We start from the raw sequence: 18,691 nt of genomic DNA, 5'->3' as shown, positions 1-18,691 counted from the left end.
CAACAGGAAGAACAGCAGAGACACCGACGCGTCGAAATAGGCGTGGTCGCCATGGGTGATCGTCTCATGGAGGCTCATCGCATAGCCCAGCGATACCCCGACCGCGATCGGCACGTCCATGTTCATGCGGCTGTGGCGCAGCGCATTCCAGGCCGAGCGAAAATAGATGCCGCCGGCGAAAGCGAGCGCAGGAATGGCAATCAAGGCCGAGACCCAATGGAACAGGTCGCGGGTCGCGCCTTGCGCGCCGGACCAGACGGAGACTGATAGCAGCATGATGTTGCCCGCCGCAAAGCCGGCGACCGCGACGGCGCGGATCAGTTCCGAGAGCATCTTGTCCTTCCCGTCAGCCTCGGGATCGAACAGGTGCGCGCCATAGCCCAGCCGTCCAAGTGTGGCGACGAATGGCGGAACCTCCTCGCCGCGCCACCGGACCGAAACACGTTTCGTCGAAAGATTGACACGAGCGCCTTCGACGCGATCCAGCTTGCCGATCGCCGTCTCGATCGTCTGGATGCAGGCGGCACAATGCACAGCCGGCACCGAGAGGTCGGTCTGGCGAAGATTTTCGCCAATCGAGCGGCTCGCCAGTCTGATTTCCTGGCCAGAAGGCAGGACCAGTGTGACCTTTTCCAGGTCCAAAGCCACTTCGGCGCCTGGCGCGCAGCAGCTCATTGCAGCGCCCCGTGGGAAATCATGATCCGGCGAACGTCGCGATAGGGTTCCGCAAGGCTCGCATCGGCGTCGATTTCGACGATCCAGACGCCATCCTTGGGCATGTGGTGCCCGGCGAATATCTGACCGGAGGCAGCGGCAAGAGTGACGGATTTGTCCTCGGCCTCGTAGGCGGGATGACGAAACAGCACCTTGACGCCATGCAAGGCAACCGGCTTGCCGACAGCATCGGTGAGGCTGTAGCGGACCTCACCGCCTGCGATGGTCAGTTTGCCAGTCCAGCCGAGGGCTGCCAGAGCTCGCCCTTGCTCGGCCTTTTTGTTGAATTGGTGGCTCGCCACATAGGTGTTTTCGACGACAAGGCCGGTCCAGCTTGTGTTGGCAAGCGTCGCCATCGTCAGATTGACCGCTATGACCACGCCGAAGAAGCCAAGGATGGTGAACAGCATATGCCTGCCGGTGAATTCGCGGGATTGTCGCGAGGTGTCGCTCATCTGGCGCTCTCCGGTGCGTTGAAAGTGGCCGTGTATTCGTCCGACTCGAACGTCGCCTTGTTTTCGACCCGGAACTTGAAGCTTTGCGCTGCACCCCGAACCTGATCTGCCGGCTGACGCACGAAAACCTTGAGCATCTTCAGCCGGTCGGGTTCGACCGGGATGGCGAAGGAGCGATCCGCCGGCAGGTGGATGCCGACAACGCTCATTTCGGCTCCATGCAGGCCCTGCATCGTGAGAATGATCGTTCTTGGTTCGGGGATCATGTTGAGCAGCTTGACGGTGTAGCCGTTGCGGATCGAACCGTCGGACAGCGTCACGAACTGCGGGTTGCGATCGTGCAAGACATTCAATTCGAGCCGTTCGCGGGTCAGCAGCGAATAAAGCAGCGCGAGACCGACCGCCGACCAGGCGGCCATGTAGATGAAGGTGCGCGGGCGAAAGATCTTGCGGATATGGAAACGGGCCACCTTGTCGGAGAACAGGCCGTCAGCGCTCCTGACCAGTGACGGGTTGACTGAACCGGAGCCGCCCGGGGTCGCCAGCATCATGTTGGCGTTGTAGTCGGCCAGCGTCGCATAGGAGATCAAGCCGCGCTCCCTGCCGAGCTTGTCCATGACGCCGTCGCAGGCATCGATGCAGAGCGCGCAGGTGATGCATTCGAGCTGCTGGCCATCGCGAATGTCGATCCCCATCGGGCAGACAGCCACGCAGGCGTTACAGTCGACGCAATCGCCGACTGGCTGTCCGGCGGCAAGGACCCTCTTGGCGTGACGCGTGCGCGGTTCGCCGCGCCAGTCATTGTACGTGACGGTGAGCGAACTTTCGTCGAGCATGGCCGCCTGGATGCGCGGCCATGGGCACATATAGGTGCAGACCTGCTCGCGCATCAGCCCGCCGAACGTATAGGTCGTCGCCGTCAGCACGGCGACGGTGATGTAGGCGACCGGGGCTGCGGTGCCCGTGAAGAGTTCCCCAACCAGCGTCGGCGCATCGGCGAAATAGAAAATCCAGGCGCCGCCGCTCGCCGCGCCTATGACCAGCCAAATGGCGTGTTTCGATGTTCGCACCACGAGTTTGCGCGCAGTCCAGGGACCGGCATCGAGCTTGATGCGCGCGTTGCGGTCGCCCTCGATGGCTCGCTCGACGACCAGAAACAGATCGACCCACACGGTCTGCGGGCACGTATAGCCGCACCAGGCCCGGCCGACGGTGGATGTGATCAGGAAAAGGCCGATACCGGCCATGACCAGCAGGCCGGCCACATAATAGAATTCCTGCGGCCAGATCTCGATGAAGAAGAAGTAGAAACGCCGGTTGGCAAGATCGACCAGCACGGCCTGGTCCGCGGCAAATGGCCCGCGATCCCACCGCAGCCAGGGCGTCAGGTAGTAGATCCCCAGCGTGATTGCCATCACCGACCACTTGAAGCGGCGGAAACTGCCAGAGGCCCGCTTCGGGAAGATCTTGTTGCGTGCGGCATAGAGCGGCTGACGGGTCCTGGCGGAGTTGACCGCATCGGCTTCGAGCCGTTCTATTTGCGTGTTATCGAGCACGAGAAGCTCCAGTCACCAGCGACGATTTCGCCGGAAGCCCGACCCATCGGTTTCTGGATGATGCCGAGGCCCGGCTCGCGCCGGGCCTCGTCGCTTGGCGGTTGGGGGGAGGACGAGAATAGGCTTGCGTTCCTATTCTCCGCCGCCAAGCGAATGGACATAGACCGCGAGTTCCTTGACCTTGATCTCGCCGAGACGCCCGATCCAGGCCGGCATGACGCCAAGCTTCGGGGCGCGGACCTGCGCGGCGATGGCTGTTTCGCCAGACCCGTATAGCCAGATCGCGTCGGTCAGGTCGGGTGCGCCGAGCTCCCTGTTGCCCTTTGCATTCTCACCATGACAGGCCGCACAATTCTCGGCGAAAACATTGGCGCCGAGTTCGATCAGGCTTGTGTCCTGAACAGGATCGGAGAGGCTTGCGACATAGGCGCCGACCTGCTTGATCTGATCCGTCGTGATGATGTCGCCAAAAGCAGGCATTTCCGACAGGCGCGTATCCGGGTCTGATGCGAAGCGGATGCCGTGCGCAATCGTCTGCTGGATCTGTTCGGCGTTGCCACCCCACAGCCAATCGTCATCGTTTAGGTTGGGAAAACCCTTGGACCCTTGAGCGCCCGAGCCATGGCACTGCACGCAATTGACCTTGAACGCGGCGCCACCTGCGGCGACGGCGAAGTCGCGTAGCGTATCGTCGGCAGTAATCTCGGAGACGGTCTTCGCCTGAATGGCAGCGACATATTTGCCTTTGGCCACTTCGGCCGCCGCCAGTTCATTCTTGACGTCTTTGCGGCTCGAATACCCCAGCACACCCCTGGTCGCGGAAGTCAGCATCGGCCATGCCGGATAGACGACGGTGTAGCCGATCGCCCAGGCAATGGTGATGTAGAAGGTGATGACCCACCAGCGCGGAAGCGGGTTGTTGAGTTCCTTGATGCCGTCCCACTCATGGCCGGTCGTCGAGATGCCCGAAACCTCGTCGATATGCTCGCTGCCCATGATCAGTCGTCCTTGAGAGGAATGTGAGCGGCTCTCTCGGCTTGCCTTCGGCTGCCGGGACGAAGTGCAAAGGCAACGCATCCGAGGAAGAAAAGCGCCATGGCAAGCAGGCCCCAGCTGTCGGCAAACTCCCGCATGAAATTGTAGGTCATCGCCATTCTCCTCAGCGGTAACCGGCGGCTTCGTCATAGGTCTTGAAATCGACCAGCGTGCCGAGCATCTGGAGATAGGCGACCAGCGCATCCATTTCGGTGACCTGCTGCGGATCGCCGTCGAAGTCCCCAAGCTTGGCCTTTGGATAGCGTCTCTCCAGGCCCGATGTGTCGGCATTCGCATCGGCCTGCGCCATGAGATCGGCATTGGCATGAGCGATCATGTCGTCTGAATAGGGCACACCGACACGGCTGTTGGCGATCAGATGCGTCGAGAAATCCTTCACTTCGATCCGTGTGTCCTTCAGGAAGGCATAGCCCGGCATGATCGATTCCGGCACCACGGAGCGTGGTTCGGTGAGATGCTGGACATGCCATGCGTTGGAGTAGCGGTCGCCGACCCGGGCGAGATCCGGCCCGGTGCGCTTCGAGCCCCACTGGAACGGGTGGTCGTACATCGACTCGGCCGCCAGGCTATAGTGGCCGTAGCGCTCGACCTCGTCGCGGAACGGCCTTATCATCTGGCTGTGGCAGAGGTAACAGCCCTCGCGCGCATAGATGTTGCGCCCGGCGAGCTCGAGCGGCGAATAGGGCCGCATGCCTTCGACCTTCTCGATGGTGTTGTCGAGATAGAAGAGCGGCGCGATCTCGACGATACCGCCGATTGTTACGACCAGCAGGGACCCGAGGAGAAGCAGTGTGGCGTTCTTCTCGATGACCGCGTGTCTGTCCATCAAGCCCATTTTCTGGCTCCTGATCGCACAGGCTGGAGGGCGGGGATGGAGCGCGGCATCGGATCCTCCTCGCGCCGGTAGCCGAGGATGGTCATGGCGATGTTCCAAGCCATGATGAGGGCGCCCGACAGATACATCGCGCCGCCGATGGCACGCATGATGTAGTAGGGATGCATGGCCGCGACGGTTTCGGCGAAGGAGTAGACCAGGAAGCCCTGCTCGTTGTATTCGCGCCACATCAGGCCCTGCATGACGCCGGAGACCCACATCACCGCGGCGTAAACGACGATCCCAAGCGTCGCCAGCCAGAAGTGCCAGTTGACGAGCCGCAGCGAATAAAGCCGGTCGCGGTTCCATAACTTCGGGACCATGAAATAAATCGCGCCGAACGAGATCATGCCAACCCATCCGAGCGCGCCCGAATGGACGTGACCGATGGTCCAGTCGGTGTAGTGCGAGAGCGAGTTGACGGCCTTGATTGACATCATCGGGCCTTCGAAGGTGGACATCCCGTAGAAGGCGATGGCCATCACCATCATACGGATGATCGGGTCGGTGCGCAGCTTGTCCCAGGCGCCCGAGAGCGTCATCAGGCCGTTTATCATGCCGCCCCACGAGGGCATCCAGAGCATGATCGAGAACACCATGCCGAGCGTCTGGGCCCAGTCCGGCAGGGCGGTGTAGTGGAGGTGGTGCGGACCGGCCCAGATGTAGAGAAAGATCAAAGCCCAGAAGTGGATGATCGACAGCCGGTAGGAATAGACAGGCCGGTTGGCTTGCTTGGGCACGAAATAATACATCATGCCGAGGAAGCCGGCGGTGAGGAAGAAGCCGACGGCATTGTGGCCGTACCACCATTGCGTCAGGGCGTCCTGTACGCCGGAGAAGGCTGAATAGCTCTTGGAGCCCAGGAAGGAGACCGGCATCGACAGGTTGTTGATCACATGCAGCATTGCGATGGTCACGATGAAGGCAAGGTAGAACCAGTTGGCGACATAGATGTGCGGTTCCTTGCGCTTCAGGATCGTGCCGAGGAACAGGATGAGATAGGCGACCCAGACAATGGTCAGCCACAGGTCCACATACCATTCGGGCTCGGCGTATTCGCGGCTCTCGGTGATGCCGAGCAGGTAGCCGGTTGCCGCCATGACGATGAACAGCTGATAGCCCCAGAACACGAACCAGCCGAGATCGCCGCCGAACAGACGGGCGCGGCAGGTGCGCTGCACCACATAGAGAGACGTGCAAATCAGCGCGTTGCCGCCGAAAGCGAACACAACACCGGATGTGTGCAGCGGCCGCAGTCGGCCGAAATTGAACCAGGGCTGGATGTTGAGATCCGGGTAGGCGAGCTGCAGGGCGATGACCACGCCGACCAGCATGCCGACGACGCCCCAGAATACGGTGGCGATGGCACCGTAGCGGATCGGCCCATCCATGTAAGCGGCGGGGTCGATCGGAACTGTCGGCTTGAACTCCGTGTTGCGCAACAGAATCGCAGTGAAGCCAGCCACCGCGAAGAACAAAACCCACATATGCCGGCGAAAAGGTTCATCTACGCCGAAGCCGGCAGCCACCAGGGCCGCAAACGCAAACAGGCTTAGAAGGACGATCTCTGTGCCGAATTTCATCGTAAGCCCCGATTTCCAATTCCGGCGGGCGCCAAACCGCAGTGCCTTATTGCGCAGCCGTGGCCTGCTCGCCCTGATCCATGTCAGAGCCGCACGATTTTGCTTCGAGCAGCATCGAGTTCGGTGCGATCAGACTGTGGCGATCGAATTTTGAAGCGCACCACCGGCCGCCACCCCTAATCGACAGGCCCGGCGTCCCCGGTCGGGCCGGGTATGGAGGCGATCGCGGGCGTGTGGGAAAGCGCGCCTTCTGTGACGCTGGAAAGTAGGCCGATGCCTTGCCGAACGTCGATCGTTTCAATGCCTTGGGAGCCAGCGCCAGCGTTGCGCTGCCTTCGTGACATTCATCGTTCGGGGAGACGGCGATTTTCCCTTGCGTATGAGGCGTATTGACTTCGGCCGAGTGCGATCCTGCCTGGAACAGCCGGTTGCACGTCAAGCACCTCGAGGAATGGATGCTTCGCCGACGAGTTGGCCGAAACGCACCTGGCTCATGCGATCGGATGGAGAGCGGGCTGTCGCTATGCGATTTTCTTCTAAGCCCAACGCGAGCATGCCCAGCCCCGAACGAAGTAAGTGACGGAGGCCATGCAGCTTCGGTGTCATTCAAACGGCGGTTGCGCCTCGGCCGCCGCAGCGCCGTTCCAGCCGGCTCATGCTGTCCACGGTGACACGGCGGTTGTTCTCGATCCGAATCACGCCGTCCATTCTCAGGCTGGTCAGCTGACGGCTCACGGTCTCGTTTGTAATTCCAAGGAAATCAGAGATGTCGGCACGCGTCATCGGCAACTCGAAGCACGCCGACCTAGCCGCCGGGTCAACACTGGAACCGATGTTCCGGGCGATCATGAGGAGAAAGCTCGCCACCTTCTCCGGTGCGGTCTTGCGCCCCAGAGTCACCATCCATTCGCGTGCCTCGTCGAGTTCGTTCAGCGCCTGCTTGAGGAGGCGATGCACAAATTCCGGTGATTCCTTCATCATCCGTTCGATGGCCGCTCTCGGAAACGAGCATAGCGAGACAGCTGTTGCCGCTTCCGCATTGATCGCGCTTTTCATCTTGAAGGGCCGTCCCAGAAAGTCCGGCGCGAACTGGAGACCGACGATCTGCTGGCGGCCGTCCGAAAGGCTCTTCGTGAGCTTCACCACGCCTGAAAGCACGTTTGAATAACAGTCGACCGCCTCGGCGTCGCCGATCAGTTCGACCCCCGGCTCGATATTGTGCCGCGACGACGTCTTGGCGAGCTGAGCCAAATGGTCTGGTTCGAGCGCACCACAGACACCGTGGTGCCGTGCCTCGCAAGACAGGCAAAGAACGGGAATGCCGGAACTATGAATGTCCTGCCGTAATGTCATTCGATTGCTCTACCGGTCCCAAGTGCCGGCAGGATATCAATCTACGGTAGAAAAATCCTTGCGGCAGTTTGTCCGTGCTGAAGGTTGACCGAAATCAGGGCTTTGCCTCATCAAGGCGTCCAGAGTTCCGGCGACGCAAACACGGTGGACCAGAACATGCGACCGGAGCTAGCTGCCAGACTTGGCGAGAACGTCCCGCGCTACACCAGTTATCCCACCGCGCCGCATTTCCATGCGGGGGTCGATGCCGTCGTTTACCGAGGCTGGTTGGAGGCGCTCGAAGGTGGTGACGAGATATCGCTTTACCTGCATATTCCCTATTGCGACAGGCTCTGCTGGTTCTGCGCGTGCCACACCAAGCAGACACGCCACTACGAACCAGTGACCACATATATGCGCTCACTGGATGCCGAGATCGCCACCGTCTCCAGTCTTGTCGCAGGCAAGGGCCGCGTGCGTGCCGTCCATTTCGGCGGCGGTTCGCCGACGATGCTCAAACCGGAAGATATCGTGGCGCTGGGAACCGTCCTGCGCAACAGCTTCACGTTTCTCCCCGGTGCAAAGATCAGCGTTGAGATCGAACCCAACGATATGGACGATGCCCGCCTCGATGCACTTGCCGAAATCGGCATGACAAGGGCGAGCCTCGGCGTCCAGGATTTCGACCCGAAGGTGCAGAAAGCGATCAACCGCGAGCAGAGCTTTCTGCAGACCAAGACGGTTGTTGATGGCGTTCGTTCGCGCGGCGTCGAATCCGTCAATCTCGATCTGCTCTACGGGCTGCCGCATCAGACCAGGGAGAGCGTCGCCTCCACGGTTGCACAGGCACTGACCCTGGAACCGGATCGGATCGCGCTTTTTGGCTACGCCCATGTGCCGTGGTTCAAGAAACATCAGACGATGATCGACGAGGCCTGGTTGCCGGGTCCGGCGGAGCGGTTTGCCCAATCGCAATTGGCAGCGCGGGCGATCATGGACCAGGGATACGAAGCAATCGGGCTCGATCATTTCGCCAAGCCGGGCGATGCGCTGGCGCTTGCGGCACGCGCCGGGACTTTGCACCGGAACTTCCAAGGCTACACCGAGGACTCCTACGAGACATTGATCGGCCTCGGCCCATCGTCCATCAGCCAGTTTCGCCAGGGCTATGCACAGAATATGCCTTCGACCGCCGAGTATGGACGCATGGTTGCTGATGGCGGGCTGGCCGCTGTTCGGGGTATCGCGCTTTCTGACGACGACCGTGTTCGCGGCTGGATCATCGAGCGATTGATGTGTGACTTCGGCTTCTCGGCGATCGTACTGGTGGAGCGCTTTGGCAAAGCCGGCCAAAGACTTCTCGTCCGAGCGAGTTCCACGGCCCTCCAAGATCCTGCGCGGTTGCTTGAACTTGATGGTGACCGCTTCGTCGTGCCTGCGGAAAGCCGGCCCTTTGTCAGGAGCATCGCGGCAAAGTTCGACAAATATTTCGAAAGTGGAACGGCCAGGCACTCAGCGGCAGTCTGAGCACCGCAGAGGAACGGTCATGGTTCTCAGTCGATCGTGAACCGATTGCGCTATGTTTTTCACTGTTGATCGGCGACCGTCGTGTCGAAACAGGATTCGAGGACCAGACGCGTCTTGGCATAGTGACGATATCGTCCGGTCGTGCCTTCCGGCGCCGTATTCCATTTCGCAGTCCCTGAAGCGCCACGTCGAGTCCGGCCTCTTTTCTGTATCGGAAGCAGTCGACAATCGTCCTGGCCAGATCATGGTTGTCGGCCGACAGCTCCCTTCGGCCTTGCAACAAGAATCCGCAAGGACCGTGCCAGCTGCAGCAGGCGCCGCCGCATCGCACCACCATACTATCCACCCGTGGCTCGCGCTAACCCTTTGATTGGTTCGCGCCAGGGACGCCCGTCGAAACCGAGCCTCGGCAACAATCCGAATCGTAAGCGGCTGGCCACGCTCTTGGTGCCGGTGGCAGAAGTCCGCAAGCACCCCGGCAGCGCCGTCAAGCGTGGGACAACCCGTCCACCCGAATATCTGCCGGCGCAGTTTCAGTGAAAAGCGGGCCTAGGCTAGACGGCTCTCTTGTTACCCCAGAGCATAACGTGCAGCTGCGGCAGCACACGGGCTTCGAACCACCTGTCGCGGGTCACGCTATCAACCAGCCACTCCATGCGCTTCAATATTCCGTCAAGGTCGACAGGCGCGTCTTCATTTGCGGGGCGTGGCGGCGTGTGATTGCCGGGTTGCAGATAGATCGGAAGTCGCGGAAATCTCGCAGCGGCGTCTTTCGCGTAGGCGTAGTCCCTTTCGTCGAAAACAATGAGCTTGAGCACGACTTGCGGCCTGCCTTGTGCCGCCTGGAGACACGCCTCGAAAGCGGCCCAATCGGTCGTCATTTGGCTTGACGGCGGCTTTGGGCTGAGGACTAGCACGTCAAGGTCGGCAAACCAGTCCCTGGCCACCGAACCTTGGGTTTCCAGCGCAAAACGGTAACCTTCACCATGGCCTCGCTCGATGAGCGCGGCGAGCGGCTGGATGGCCGGATTGCCGCCTGACAGCGACACCATCAGCGGGCGGCCACCGGAAAGCGCAAGCACGTTTTGCCACACCGCGCCAATGGACATCATCTCCCATTCATGGCGGAATTGATTGTCCACCGCATGCAGGCTGTCGCACCAGGAACAGCGATAGTCACACCCGCCGGTTCTGACGAAGACGGTCGGCAAACCGATGAGCACGCCCTCGCCCTGGATCGTCGGCCCGAAAATCTCACTCACGCGGATTGCGGGATGCGTATCGGTCATGGCCGGTATTCCGCCCAGGTTTTCGGCGTTTCGCTCACCCGCACGGCCGAGGTTTCGGGCAGGCGTGCCTTGCACCATTCATAAAAATGTCTGGCCAGATATTCCGCCGTGACTTGCTCATGTCCCAGCACGTCGTTGAGATGTCGGTGGTCGAAGCTCTCGTCGATGTAGCGTTTGAATGGCGCCAAATCGTGATAGTCGCGCACGAAGCCGTTCTCGTTCAGTCCATTCGCTGAAAGCTCCACTTCAACGATGTAGTTATGCCCGTGCAGGCGCGCGCATTGGTGATCGGGTGGCAACGAGGTGAGCTGATGCGAGGCTGAGAAGTGGAATTCCTTGGTGATGCGGAACATTACGCGGTCCTCCTTCGCAGCGCATCGAGCCAGAAGTCGGAGTCCTCGTAGTCGGTGGGGTCCGGCTGCCCAGAGAGATGAAACGCCTCGCGCCGCTCGACACAGGTCCCGCACCTCCCGCAGTGACGCTCGGCGCCCTTGTAGCAGGACCAGGTCTGCGCAAATGGCGTGCCGTATGCTGCTCCATTCCTAACAATGTCCGCCTTCGTGAGATTCACATAGGGTGCATAAATGCGAATCTTCGCGTAGCCGTCGAGCGCGTGGTCCTGCATCATCTGGAAAGCGTCGATGAAGGCCGGACGGCAGTCGGGATAAATGAAATGATCCCCACCATGCACGGCCGTCGCCACCGCGTCAGCGTCGTGCGCTGCGGCGAAGCCGAAGGCAATGGCCAACATGATGGCGTTCCGGTTCGGCACCACCGTGACCTTCATCGTGTCTTCGGCGTAGTGCCCGTCGGGCACGTCCACATTATCGGTCAGCGCGGAGCCGGAAAGGCCGCCGCCGATCTCGTGGATGTCGATGATGCGGTGCGGGACGCTCAGTCGCTCCGCACAAAGGGCGGCGAAGCCCAATTCCTTCCTATGCCGTTGGCCGTAATCGAAAGATAAGAGGCCGGCGAGTTCGTGCTCCGCTGCCACCTTGTGAGCAAGGGTGACGGAGTCCAATCCGCCGGAGCAGACGACGAGAGTCTTCATTGTTGGGTCCTTGTTTTAACCGGGTAGGCTGCGACCGGAGATTTCTCTGCGCTCCCAGTACTTCAGGAAATCCATTTTGTGAAGTGAACGGGGGACGAGTTTCATGCGCTGACGTGCCGCTGTGTGCAAGGCGCCCTCGCGGTGAGCCTGCAAGGAACACGGACTAGCGAAACGTCACGCTTCAGCGGAATGCTCAAAGGCGAGCGCACCGGAATATGCTCTGCAGGAGGTCCGGACCTTCGTAAACAAAGTTCTCGACGATCAAGCGCCCGGCGGTCCCGAGCTTCGAGGGACGCCACCGCGAGGGTTTCAGGTACAAGACGGCCCGAGGATGGGCTTGCCGCAAGAGAACGGACTTACCAGTGGGATGTTCAGCGACGCCGATGCAGATGTCTGGAATGATCACGACATCAATTGTCGCGGCAACTTTGGCTGGCCTGCTCCTCGGGTTCCGTAGATCCAGCGCATTCCGCTTCAGGATCGGTTCGAACCGGAGCACGCCCTCGGTCAATGGACTGACCGGCAAACCCTGAATGATCGGTCGTGAGCCGACATCTGTGAACAAGCGGTGTGGTCGATTGCTATCACCCATGTGTTGCGCGCAGGTACCTTATGGCAGTGGATGAACTGGATTTGATGGTTTTACGGCTGGCGGTCGAAAGCGTCCGCTCGCTCTCCTTAAGCTTCGCTGAAAAGGCCGCCGAGGTAGCCACCAGGAGCCGCGGCATCCTGCTTTTCGACGTGCGGGTCGACGGTGACGCGGAGGTCCAGCGGGTCGCAGCCATCCGATATCAGGGCGACCAGATCGGCGTGCTGGCGTTGGACAGACAGGGTCTTGTTACCCACCAGTGCATCGTCAACGGTACGTTCTCACATTTCACTACGCCCTTGGAGAACTGGCACAGCATGCCCCTGTCGATGCAGGCCAAGATCGATGCCAACGGCCATGCCAGTCTCTTCCTAGGGGCCTTGCGAAATGCCGGACATTTGCTGGGCAGCTAGCATTTGGCTAGAATGCATCTGTGAATTTTTGCATGCGCATCGCTGCCGCGGCGGTCGCGGCAAAGCGATCGCCGCGATGATGGCGATCAACGCGCGGGCGTTGCATCGATGCGCGATCGTTTAGACAGAGGTCTCCGCCTGGCATCGAGCAACATGCACGGAGGACGCAAAGCGCAAATGCATCAAGTATTTGAAGGGACGAGCCCCTCGCGCAAATGGAGCTTGCGCTGCCGTTGTCATTCCATCGTGCCGCCGAACTCGGGGGCGTGACGATCGACCACGACGGCCTATTTTTTTGCAAAGCCGAATGTCCCGATTCCGAAGCCACGAAAAAACTCCGATCACAGCGAAGAATAGTAACAACACGGGCGACGCAAGCCGCCTTGCCGTAGCAGGGGAGGTGCTTGCGGTGCTCTCACCGACACGAGATCGCAAATGGCACATGGGTGAGCACCAGAACTGGCGACACCCATGGTGATCGGCTTGACTCGCTGGAGGAAGCACAAGGCTCAGCGGGCAGAGGCGCAAGCGACGGTCGGACACTGGCTGGCTGCTCGGGATCTGATCGAGGCGTAGTCGGACAAGGAAGCGTAGTGCCCTACCTCGATGTTCCTAGAAGCGCGCCGGCAGCCTGGCGGGGGGGCTTGGGGTTAGACTGCCGGCGCACGCCACTCATGAAGAGCGGCCCCTTTTTGCTGTTCCGACACCCATAGTCAACCCGGCAGCGTCTGGATGCCCGCTGTGCTCTTTTCAGAGCGGCGCGCGATGCCGGCCATGTCGGCCGATCCTGCCTAGTCCAGGATGGGGGGCCACTCTCGTCGGCCGAGTTGATGCTCCAGCCAGTATCGCCTTGCCGACCAGCATGAGTTCGCTGTTAGCAATCCATCGTCGCGAGCCGATGCTATCGTGCACGTGTCGCAGCACTCCGGGCGGCTATATCGCCTAAGACAGCATGACGAAGCGTTCCAACTTCCTGTTCGGCGAGCCCGTGTGCAGTTCCATCGGACAGTGGACGAGAATTCTCTTGGCGGTACTGCGCCAGAAGGCATTCGCGTCCAACGGAATCAAGCGACGACTATCAGCCGCAAACTTCACATCACAAGAGCGGTCTTCCACCCATTGCAGATTATCCGACTGATCAGGCGGCGTCCGATATGTCCGCCTCTGCCTCAAGAATTCCCACAGGTATGGACAGCGATCTTGCTATCCGATCCCGATAGCCCTTGTTGTACCTCACACCCCGCTCGATGTTTTGGATTTCCTCAGCGGCAAGCCCGCACGCCACCGCGAGGTCCTCGATTGAATACCCAAGGTGCTCACGATAAGCGCGGATGATGTGGGTCCCCTGCGACATAGCCGTCAAGACTGGCTCGGGAATGCGCGAATCCTTCATAAACATCTCCAAGAAGATGGGAGCGCCTGACAAATCGGGAGATTTCCTCCCCGACCCTGGCGCACACCCAGCAAATCAAAAAAATGGACGTCCATTCGGCCGGACCGGCCTCATCCATGGAATGGGCCACTTGAAATTGGCAGCCGGGTCGGAATATGGCGGCTCACCTGCTTCTGATCAAGTTCTAAGAACCTGCCCACCCTGAGATGGCCTGATCGGCTGTAGCGCATTCGACCTGCGATCCTACACGACTCACTCTCGCCGATGGCTTTCTTGAACAGCAACTCGAACTCCCCCTGACGCCTCCAGTGGCTATTCGCGGCACCGTCCACCCAGCCTCGCGGACGCTGATACCTTCGACCAATTTCCACCGCCGATGCAGCGAAAGACGCGCTTGTGCTTGAATCACACATCGATCAACGCTGTTAACGAAATTTTTTAAGCCGCCGATGCTTGTTCGGAGACCGAAAGGATGGGGCGCCCGAGGAAACAGCCGAAAGGGCCGCGCGCTTTTGTGCTGACGTCGGCTTGAGCAAGCTCGATCCGGCTGCCCTGTGCAATCGCCCGACCGGCCGAAAAAAGGATGGCGATTGTCATGATGCGGCGACGGCGAGTTTCCCGAAATTGCAGCAAGCAATGGTCATCTGGTTCATCCGGGCTTCGGATCCAGACAGGGGGTAGCGCTTTCGATGGACGAGCATCGCCACCTATAAAGGTTCGCAATCATTCGACCGTGACCGATTTTGCGAGATTGCGCGGCTGGTCTACATCTGTGCCCATGAAGAGCGCCGTGTGGTAGGCAAGAAGCTGTATCGGCAGCGAGAAGATCATCGGCGCGATAATCTCGTCGACAGCCGGCAGCACGAGCGTGTGCATAGTGTCGAGTTTCGATGCGGCGGCCCCTTTTTCATCGGTGATGAGGATAATCCGCCCTCCACGGGCAGCCACTTCCTGCATGTTGGAGACGGTCTTGTCGAAAAAGCGATCATGGGGCGCGATGACGATCACTGGCATGTTGTCGTCTATCAATGCGATCGGACCGTGCTTCAATTCACCCGCCGCATAGCCCTCGGCATGGATGTAGGAAATCTCCTTGAGCTTCAGCGCACCTTCCATCGCTAGCGGGAAACTGGTGCCACGGCCGAGATACAGGACGTCACGACACTTTGACAGTTCGCGCGACAGGAACTCGATCTCCGGCTGGATGCTGTTGAGTACCTGGCCCATGACGCGCGGCACTTCGGCGAGGCTCCTGACGAGCGCCTGCAGCTCGTCTTCGGTTACGGTCCCGCGGGCTCTGGCGGCGCCGATGGCGAGTGCGGCTAGAACGGCAAGCTGGCAGGTAAACGCCTTGGTGGAGGCGACGCCGATCTCCGGTCCGGCAAGGATCGGGAAGACCGCATCGGCCTCCCGAGCGATGGTCGATTCGCAGGCATTGACGATAGCGCCAATTTTCAGCCCACGCTCCTTGCAGTACCTCAACGATGCGAGCGTATCGGCGGTTTCGCCGGACTGCGAAATGAAAAGAGCCGCCGACTGCGGCGACAACGGGATCTCGCGGTAACGGAATTCGGACGCAACGTCGATTTCAACCGTCAGGCGCGCGTAGCGCTCGAACCAGTATTTTCCGATCAGTCCGGCGAGATAGGCGGTCCCGCAGGCCGAGATCGCCAAGCTCGGGATCCTGGCGAAATCGATGCCAGAAACCATGTCGGCGCGATTCTCTATGATGTTGCTATAGTGACGGAGAGCATGGGCGATGACTTCGGGCTGCTCGCAGATTTCCTTCTCCATGAAGTGGCGATGATTGCCCTTGCTGGCCAGATCGGCCGCGGCCGTGGAGGTATGGCGCGGACGCTCGACGGGGTGGCCGTCGAAATCGAAGATATGGGCGCCCGAATTGCCGACAACGGCCCAGTCGCCCTCGATGAGATAGGTAATTTCATTGGTGAAGGGAGCGAGCGCGATCGCGTCGGAGCCCAGGAACATCTCGCCGTCGCCGTGACCGATCGCCAGCGGTGGTCCGTTGCGCGCCGCCATGATGGTCGACGGATCATCTTCGAAGAGGACGGCAAGCGCATAGGCGCCCCTGACGCGTTTCAGCATGGCACGCATCGCCTCTTGCCGCCTCATGCCCTCCCGGCGGTGTCTTGCCAAGAGATGCGCGACGACCTCGGTGTCGGTGTCGGTCTGGAACTCGGCGCCAGCCGCCGCCAATTCGTCCTTCAGCTCGGTGAAATTCTCGATGATCCCGTTATGGACGACGGCGACACCGTCGGTAAAGTGCGGGTGCGCATTGCGTTCCGTCGAGGCCCCATGGGTTGCCCAACGCGTGTGGCCGATGCCGATGTTGCCGCTCAGTGGCTCTTCCTTCAGTCTCCTCTCGAGATTGACGAGCTTGCCCTCGGCGCGCCGGCGGTGCAAGGCACCTTCGGTGATCGTCGCAACGCCGGCGGAATCATAGCCGCGATATTCCAAACGCTTCAATGCGTCGACTAACCGATCCGACACCGGCTGTTGCCCAACGATGCCAACAATCCCGCACATGTTCGTCTCCCCATTCTTGCCGGCAGCTTCAGCCCACGCGAGACGGATACCCATCCGGCCGCGTTCATTGGGAACCTTGTAGTAGTATTCGGTAATATTGGTACAATTGATTGTAGGGATAACTATCATCCACCCCATGGATGAGTCGCGTTTGTGGGCCCTGATCTAACTTCTCGTTGCGCCTGACGCCCTCATGCCCGAACGCAAGCCCACACCCCGCGGCACGAAGGAACAATCGGCCATGCGCGAACCATCCCGGCTACGCACCTGACCACGGACCGCCGCCGCTCATGATCACGCGGTGATCGGCATGATCACAAGCACTGTAGTTAGGCAGCGTCAGCGACGCATGATCGGCATCATCATCATCGGCAACGTCGGCGCCGTCGGCATGATTCACGTGTTCGTCACGTTGATCATAATCATCGTCGCCGCCGATCAAGTTTCTGATTGCCTGCCAGTTTGACGCGGCTTTCGCCGGTAGAGCTTAGCCCGCGATGGCCTATCAATACGCTGTTAGTCGGCATGGCCGAAACCGAGAGTCAGGCGGCGCACGCCACAGAGCACGTTCAGCGACCGTTTCAGTCAGCGCCGGCTTTCTGGGGGTTCGTAACGGTCATCAGGATTCTCGGGGCATGAATGCACTATCACAAAAGCCTTGGTTCTCAGTGCTTCGTCCGTATTACTCAAACCCGATTCCCGCAGCGGAAGAACTAGGCGCGTGTTACGTTTTGTACAAGGCACAATAGCAGTGAGAAATGGAGATGATGCCTGCGCGTTTTCTAACAAGACAATCACCAAGCTGGCACCCGAATTACATCAGGAACTGTCTATAGCCGCCGCTCATCAGGTAGCGGCCACGTTGGATGGCGCGACGCACCTGATCGCGAAGATGGCTACCTGGATGAGACCAATCTTCTTCGACACGGCGTCTCCCGAACAGGGCAATGGCGATCTCCTGATGAGATGCTCCCGCAAGCGAGCCATCCAAAGCCTGGAGCACGATCCGCAGACGCGCTCCGCGGGGTTCCGGCGGAAAGCAAGCAGCTGCCAGGCGGCCGCAACCATTGATGTCGCTCAGGAACTGAAGGGCAGCGACATGGAACTTCAGGTGCTGCGGCTGCACGATCGCGTCGACATATAGCCGCAACGGGCGGAGAACGGATGCACCGGAAAGGGCGATCTGCAGACTCCGGCAGTCCTCCCTCAGCAGCACGTGCTGCACGCCGGCAGGCGTCAGCAGGATGTCCTTGCAGCATGAGAGCGAAAAAAGGTCAAGCGGTTCAAAACCGTGGTCGAGCCCAACCGGCTCCGCGGCCGCCCGTAGAATACGGGCGCAGTCGCGCGGATCCCAAAAGACCCTTGCCGACGTAGCGTCCGACTGTGGCGCGTCCGCGAAAAAGGAGGCTCCATTGTCTTAGGAAAGATGATCCTGTCGTCAACTCGATTATCTTCATGTCGGCCTGGGCTCCGACAATGCAGGCGGACGGTGCCATTTTGGCGTGGTCGCGCTGGAATTGTGGATTGCGCCGAAGAAACTCCCAGGCCCAGGCAGTGCGTGGCAATCGTCTGGCGTAATGGTAAGCTTCGTGACGACGCCAGTCCGGCCAGCATTCAAGACCGACCGTCGCTTCCTTGGGCAGACCAGCACGCTTCACGGCTCAGGTGTCCACAATGCCGACGGGCCTAGAACCGGTTGCCACAGCACCGGTCCGCTCAGACGTCCCCTGCTGCGGATGCGCAAAAGGCTCGCGTGGGAAATCTCGAGAAACCCGGCCACCCCCTCCGTTTTGCCGACGGACTTGGGTTGTCCGATGCGCGACAATGGCCACGTCGCGAGGCGAAGGATCCGTTCCATGCGCGTGTCCGTCACCGTTACTATCCGGGTCAGATCCTTGGCCAAGCCGAACTCGATCATGCCCGCGAAGAGCTCGTAGGTTGCCTGGGCCAGCCCGCCCGCTGCCTTGGGCGCCGACGGAGGGAGATCGAGCGCGAAACGACTGCTCTCCCATATGTCGGCAGTCGAGGGCACGACGTCAGCACCCAGCAGCACCGGGAACGTGTCGCGCAACATTGTGGGTCCGGTGCTGGGCAAAAGACGCACGCAACCGCGAATTCGCCAGTCGGATCCCTTGAGGAGCAGATAGACAGGCTTCAGACCATCAAACGGGTCTGTTTCCATCTGGTCTTCGGTATCAACTTCCCAATCGAGCCTTTCCTTGAACACCCGAAACCTGAGCCCGTGCATCTCTTTGAGCTCGCTTGCGAACTCGTCGTAAAGGTCTGGTGTTATCAGCTGCATCATGGTCGCC

19 protein-coding genes are annotated in these 18,691 nt (G+C 60.3%); 2 read left to right on the top strand and 17 right to left on the bottom strand.

The window, feature by feature from the left end; translation table 11 throughout:
• The 8 genes from NKI58_RS32375 to NKI58_RS32340 form a co-directional block, all read right to left on the bottom strand.
• Positions 1–675, bottom strand: a 675-nt coding sequence (locus tag NKI58_RS32375; RefSeq protein ID WP_352828695.1) for a heavy-metal-associated domain-containing protein, incomplete at its 3' end; no start/stop codon positions are given.
• Positions 672–1,169 carry a FixH family protein gene (locus NKI58_RS32370; protein WP_023679632.1) on the bottom strand — a complete coding sequence of 166 codons (498 nt, stop codon included), beginning with the start codon at positions 1,167–1,169 and terminating at the stop codon, positions 672–674. The genes NKI58_RS32370 and NKI58_RS32375, both read right to left, overlap by 4 nt.
• Entirely contained in the window at positions 1,166–2,725 is a 1,560-nt protein-coding gene (ccoG, locus tag NKI58_RS32365; RefSeq protein ID WP_352828690.1) for a cytochrome c oxidase accessory protein CcoG, read from the bottom strand. Before ccoG ends, NKI58_RS32370 begins: the two co-directional genes overlap by 4 nt.
• Positions 2,726–2,857: 132 nt before the next feature.
• A complete protein-coding gene (gene ccoP, locus NKI58_RS32360) occupies positions 2,858–3,721 on the bottom strand; it encodes a cytochrome-c oxidase, cbb3-type subunit III (protein ID WP_023679630.1) in 864 nt (287 codons plus the stop codon).
• 2 nt (positions 3,722–3,723) lie between these two features.
• Positions 3,724–3,873: a cbb3-type cytochrome c oxidase subunit 3 gene (locus tag NKI58_RS32355; RefSeq protein WP_023679629.1), complete on the bottom strand. Its 150-nt coding sequence runs from the start codon at positions 3,871–3,873 to the stop codon at positions 3,724–3,726.
• Positions 3,874–3,884: 11 nt separating this feature from the next.
• Positions 3,885–4,616: a cytochrome-c oxidase, cbb3-type subunit II gene (gene ccoO / locus NKI58_RS32350; protein ID WP_352828688.1), complete on the bottom strand. Its 732-nt coding sequence runs from the start codon at positions 4,614–4,616 to the stop codon at positions 3,885–3,887.
• On the bottom strand, positions 4,607–6,238 hold the full coding sequence (gene ccoN / locus NKI58_RS32345; protein ID WP_023679627.1) for a cytochrome-c oxidase, cbb3-type subunit I: 1,632 nt from the start codon (positions 6,236–6,238) through the stop codon (positions 4,607–4,609). The genes ccoO and ccoN overlap by 10 nt, the downstream gene beginning before the upstream one ends.
• 606 nt (positions 6,239–6,844) lie before the next feature.
• A complete protein-coding gene (locus tag NKI58_RS32340) occupies positions 6,845–7,591 on the bottom strand; it encodes a Crp/Fnr family transcriptional regulator (protein WP_352828214.1) in 747 nt (248 codons plus the stop codon).
• Between the two features lie 156 nt (positions 7,592–7,747).
• On the opposite strand from NKI58_RS32340, the gene hemN reads away from it, so the two are divergent.
• Complete coding sequence (gene hemN, locus NKI58_RS32335) at positions 7,748–9,097, top strand: oxygen-independent coproporphyrinogen III oxidase (protein ID WP_352828211.1); 1,350 nt, start codon at positions 7,748–7,750, stop codon at positions 9,095–9,097.
• Positions 9,098–9,651: 554 nt separating this feature from the next.
• On the opposite strand, the gene queE is transcribed toward hemN, so the two are convergent.
• Genes queE through queC form a run of 3 tightly spaced genes read right to left on the bottom strand, consistent with a single transcriptional unit; the run spans position 9,652 to position 11,437 of the window.
• Positions 9,652–10,386, bottom strand: coding sequence for a 7-carboxy-7-deazaguanine synthase QueE (gene queE, locus NKI58_RS32330; protein WP_023679624.1), 735 nt, complete (start codon positions 10,384–10,386; stop codon positions 9,652–9,654).
• On the bottom strand, positions 10,383–10,739 hold the full coding sequence (gene queD, locus NKI58_RS32325) for a 6-carboxytetrahydropterin synthase QueD (RefSeq protein WP_023679623.1): 357 nt from the start codon (positions 10,737–10,739) through the stop codon (positions 10,383–10,385). The genes queE and queD overlap by 4 nt, the downstream gene beginning before the upstream one ends.
• A complete protein-coding gene (queC, locus tag NKI58_RS32320; RefSeq protein WP_023679622.1) occupies positions 10,739–11,437 on the bottom strand; it encodes a 7-cyano-7-deazaguanine synthase QueC in 699 nt (232 codons plus the stop codon). The genes queD and queC overlap by 1 nt, the downstream gene beginning before the upstream one ends.
• A gap of 612 nt (positions 11,438–12,049) precedes the next feature.
• Between queC and NKI58_RS32315 the strand changes: the two genes are divergently transcribed.
• Positions 12,050–12,439 carry a hypothetical protein gene (locus NKI58_RS32315; protein ID WP_023679620.1) on the top strand — a complete coding sequence of 130 codons (390 nt, stop codon included), beginning with the start codon at positions 12,050–12,052 and terminating at the stop codon, positions 12,437–12,439.
• Positions 12,440–13,577: 1,138 nt separating this feature from the next.
• Here NKI58_RS32315 and NKI58_RS32310 read toward each other — a convergent pair.
• The 6 genes from NKI58_RS32310 to NKI58_RS32285 all read right to left on the bottom strand — a co-directional run bounded on the left by NKI58_RS32310 (position 13,578) and on the right by NKI58_RS32285 (position 18,684).
• Positions 13,578–13,832: a helix-turn-helix domain-containing protein gene (locus NKI58_RS32310; protein ID WP_031212627.1), complete on the bottom strand. Its 255-nt coding sequence runs from the start codon at positions 13,830–13,832 to the stop codon at positions 13,578–13,580.
• A 723-nt stretch (positions 13,833–14,555) separates the two neighbouring features.
• The gene (gene glmS / locus NKI58_RS32305; RefSeq protein ID WP_023679615.1) at positions 14,556–16,379 is read right to left on the bottom strand and encodes a glutamine--fructose-6-phosphate transaminase (isomerizing); all 1,824 of its coding nucleotides are present in this window, start codon (positions 16,377–16,379) and stop codon (positions 14,556–14,558) included.
• 259 nt (positions 16,380–16,638) lie between these two features.
• Positions 16,639–16,821: a hypothetical protein gene (locus tag NKI58_RS32300; protein ID WP_352625292.1), complete on the bottom strand. Its 183-nt coding sequence runs from the start codon at positions 16,819–16,821 to the stop codon at positions 16,639–16,641.
• A 372-nt stretch (positions 16,822–17,193) separates the two neighbouring features.
• The gene (locus NKI58_RS35680) at positions 17,194–17,382 is read right to left on the bottom strand and encodes a DUF2285 domain-containing protein (RefSeq protein WP_502894601.1); all 189 of its coding nucleotides are present in this window, start codon (positions 17,380–17,382) and stop codon (positions 17,194–17,196) included.
• 280 nt (positions 17,383–17,662) lie between these two features.
• Positions 17,663–18,037, bottom strand: a complete 375-nt coding sequence (locus NKI58_RS32290) for a transcriptional regulator domain-containing protein (protein ID WP_352625290.1) — start codon at positions 18,035–18,037, stop codon at positions 17,663–17,665.
• Positions 18,034–18,684, bottom strand: coding sequence for an acyl-homoserine-lactone synthase (locus NKI58_RS32285; RefSeq protein ID WP_352625288.1), 651 nt, complete (start codon positions 18,682–18,684; stop codon positions 18,034–18,036). The genes NKI58_RS32290 and NKI58_RS32285 overlap by 4 nt, the downstream gene beginning before the upstream one ends.
• Positions 18,685–18,691 lie beyond the last annotated feature (7 nt).

Origin of the sequence: Mesorhizobium sp. M0522, assembly GCF_040321085.1 — a bacterium.
Classification (GTDB): domain Bacteria; phylum Pseudomonadota; class Alphaproteobacteria; order Rhizobiales; family Rhizobiaceae; genus Mesorhizobium.
Note: the sequence above shows the minus strand (reverse complement) of the source record. Positions and strands in the feature narration are given on the sequence as shown.

What these genes read in the sequence shown, in the direction of transcription:
- glmS (WP_023679615.1), bottom strand. Translation starts at nt 16,379, where the DNA reads ATGTGCGGGATTGTTGGCATCGTTGGGCAACAGCCGGTGTCGGATCGG.
- hemN (WP_352828211.1), top strand. Translation starts at nt 7,748, where the DNA reads ATGCGACCGGAGCTAGCTGCCAGACTTGGCGAGAACGTCCCGCGCTAC.
- NKI58_RS32355 (WP_023679629.1), bottom strand. Translation starts at nt 3,873, where the DNA reads ATGACCTACAATTTCATGCGGGAGTTTGCCGACAGCTGGGGCCTGCTT.
- queE (WP_023679624.1), bottom strand. Translation starts at nt 10,386, where the DNA reads ATGACCGATACGCATCCCGCAATCCGCGTGAGTGAGATTTTCGGGCCG.
- NKI58_RS32310 (WP_031212627.1), bottom strand. Translation starts at nt 13,832, where the DNA reads ATGAAGGATTCGCGCATTCCCGAGCCAGTCTTGACGGCTATGTCGCAG.
- NKI58_RS32285 (WP_352625288.1), bottom strand. Translation starts at nt 18,684, where the DNA reads ATGATGCAGCTGATAACACCAGACCTTTACGACGAGTTCGCAAGCGAG.
- NKI58_RS32315 (WP_023679620.1), top strand. Translation starts at nt 12,050, where the DNA reads ATGGCAGTGGATGAACTGGATTTGATGGTTTTACGGCTGGCGGTCGAA.
- NKI58_RS32340 (WP_352828214.1), bottom strand. Translation starts at nt 7,591, where the DNA reads ATGACATTACGGCAGGACATTCATAGTTCCGGCATTCCCGTTCTTTGC.
- ccoN (WP_023679627.1), bottom strand. Translation starts at nt 6,238, where the DNA reads ATGAAATTCGGCACAGAGATCGTCCTTCTAAGCCTGTTTGCGTTTGCG.
- ccoO (WP_352828688.1), bottom strand. Translation starts at nt 4,616, where the DNA reads ATGGGCTTGATGGACAGACACGCGGTCATCGAGAAGAACGCCACACTG.
- ccoP (WP_023679630.1), bottom strand. Translation starts at nt 3,721, where the DNA reads ATGGGCAGCGAGCATATCGACGAGGTTTCGGGCATCTCGACGACCGGC.
- NKI58_RS32370 (WP_023679632.1), bottom strand. Translation starts at nt 1,169, where the DNA reads ATGAGCGACACCTCGCGACAATCCCGCGAATTCACCGGCAGGCATATG.
- queC (WP_023679622.1), bottom strand. Translation starts at nt 11,437, where the DNA reads ATGAAGACTCTCGTCGTCTGCTCCGGCGGATTGGACTCCGTCACCCTT.
- queD (WP_023679623.1), bottom strand. Translation starts at nt 10,739, where the DNA reads ATGTTCCGCATCACCAAGGAATTCCACTTCTCAGCCTCGCATCAGCTC.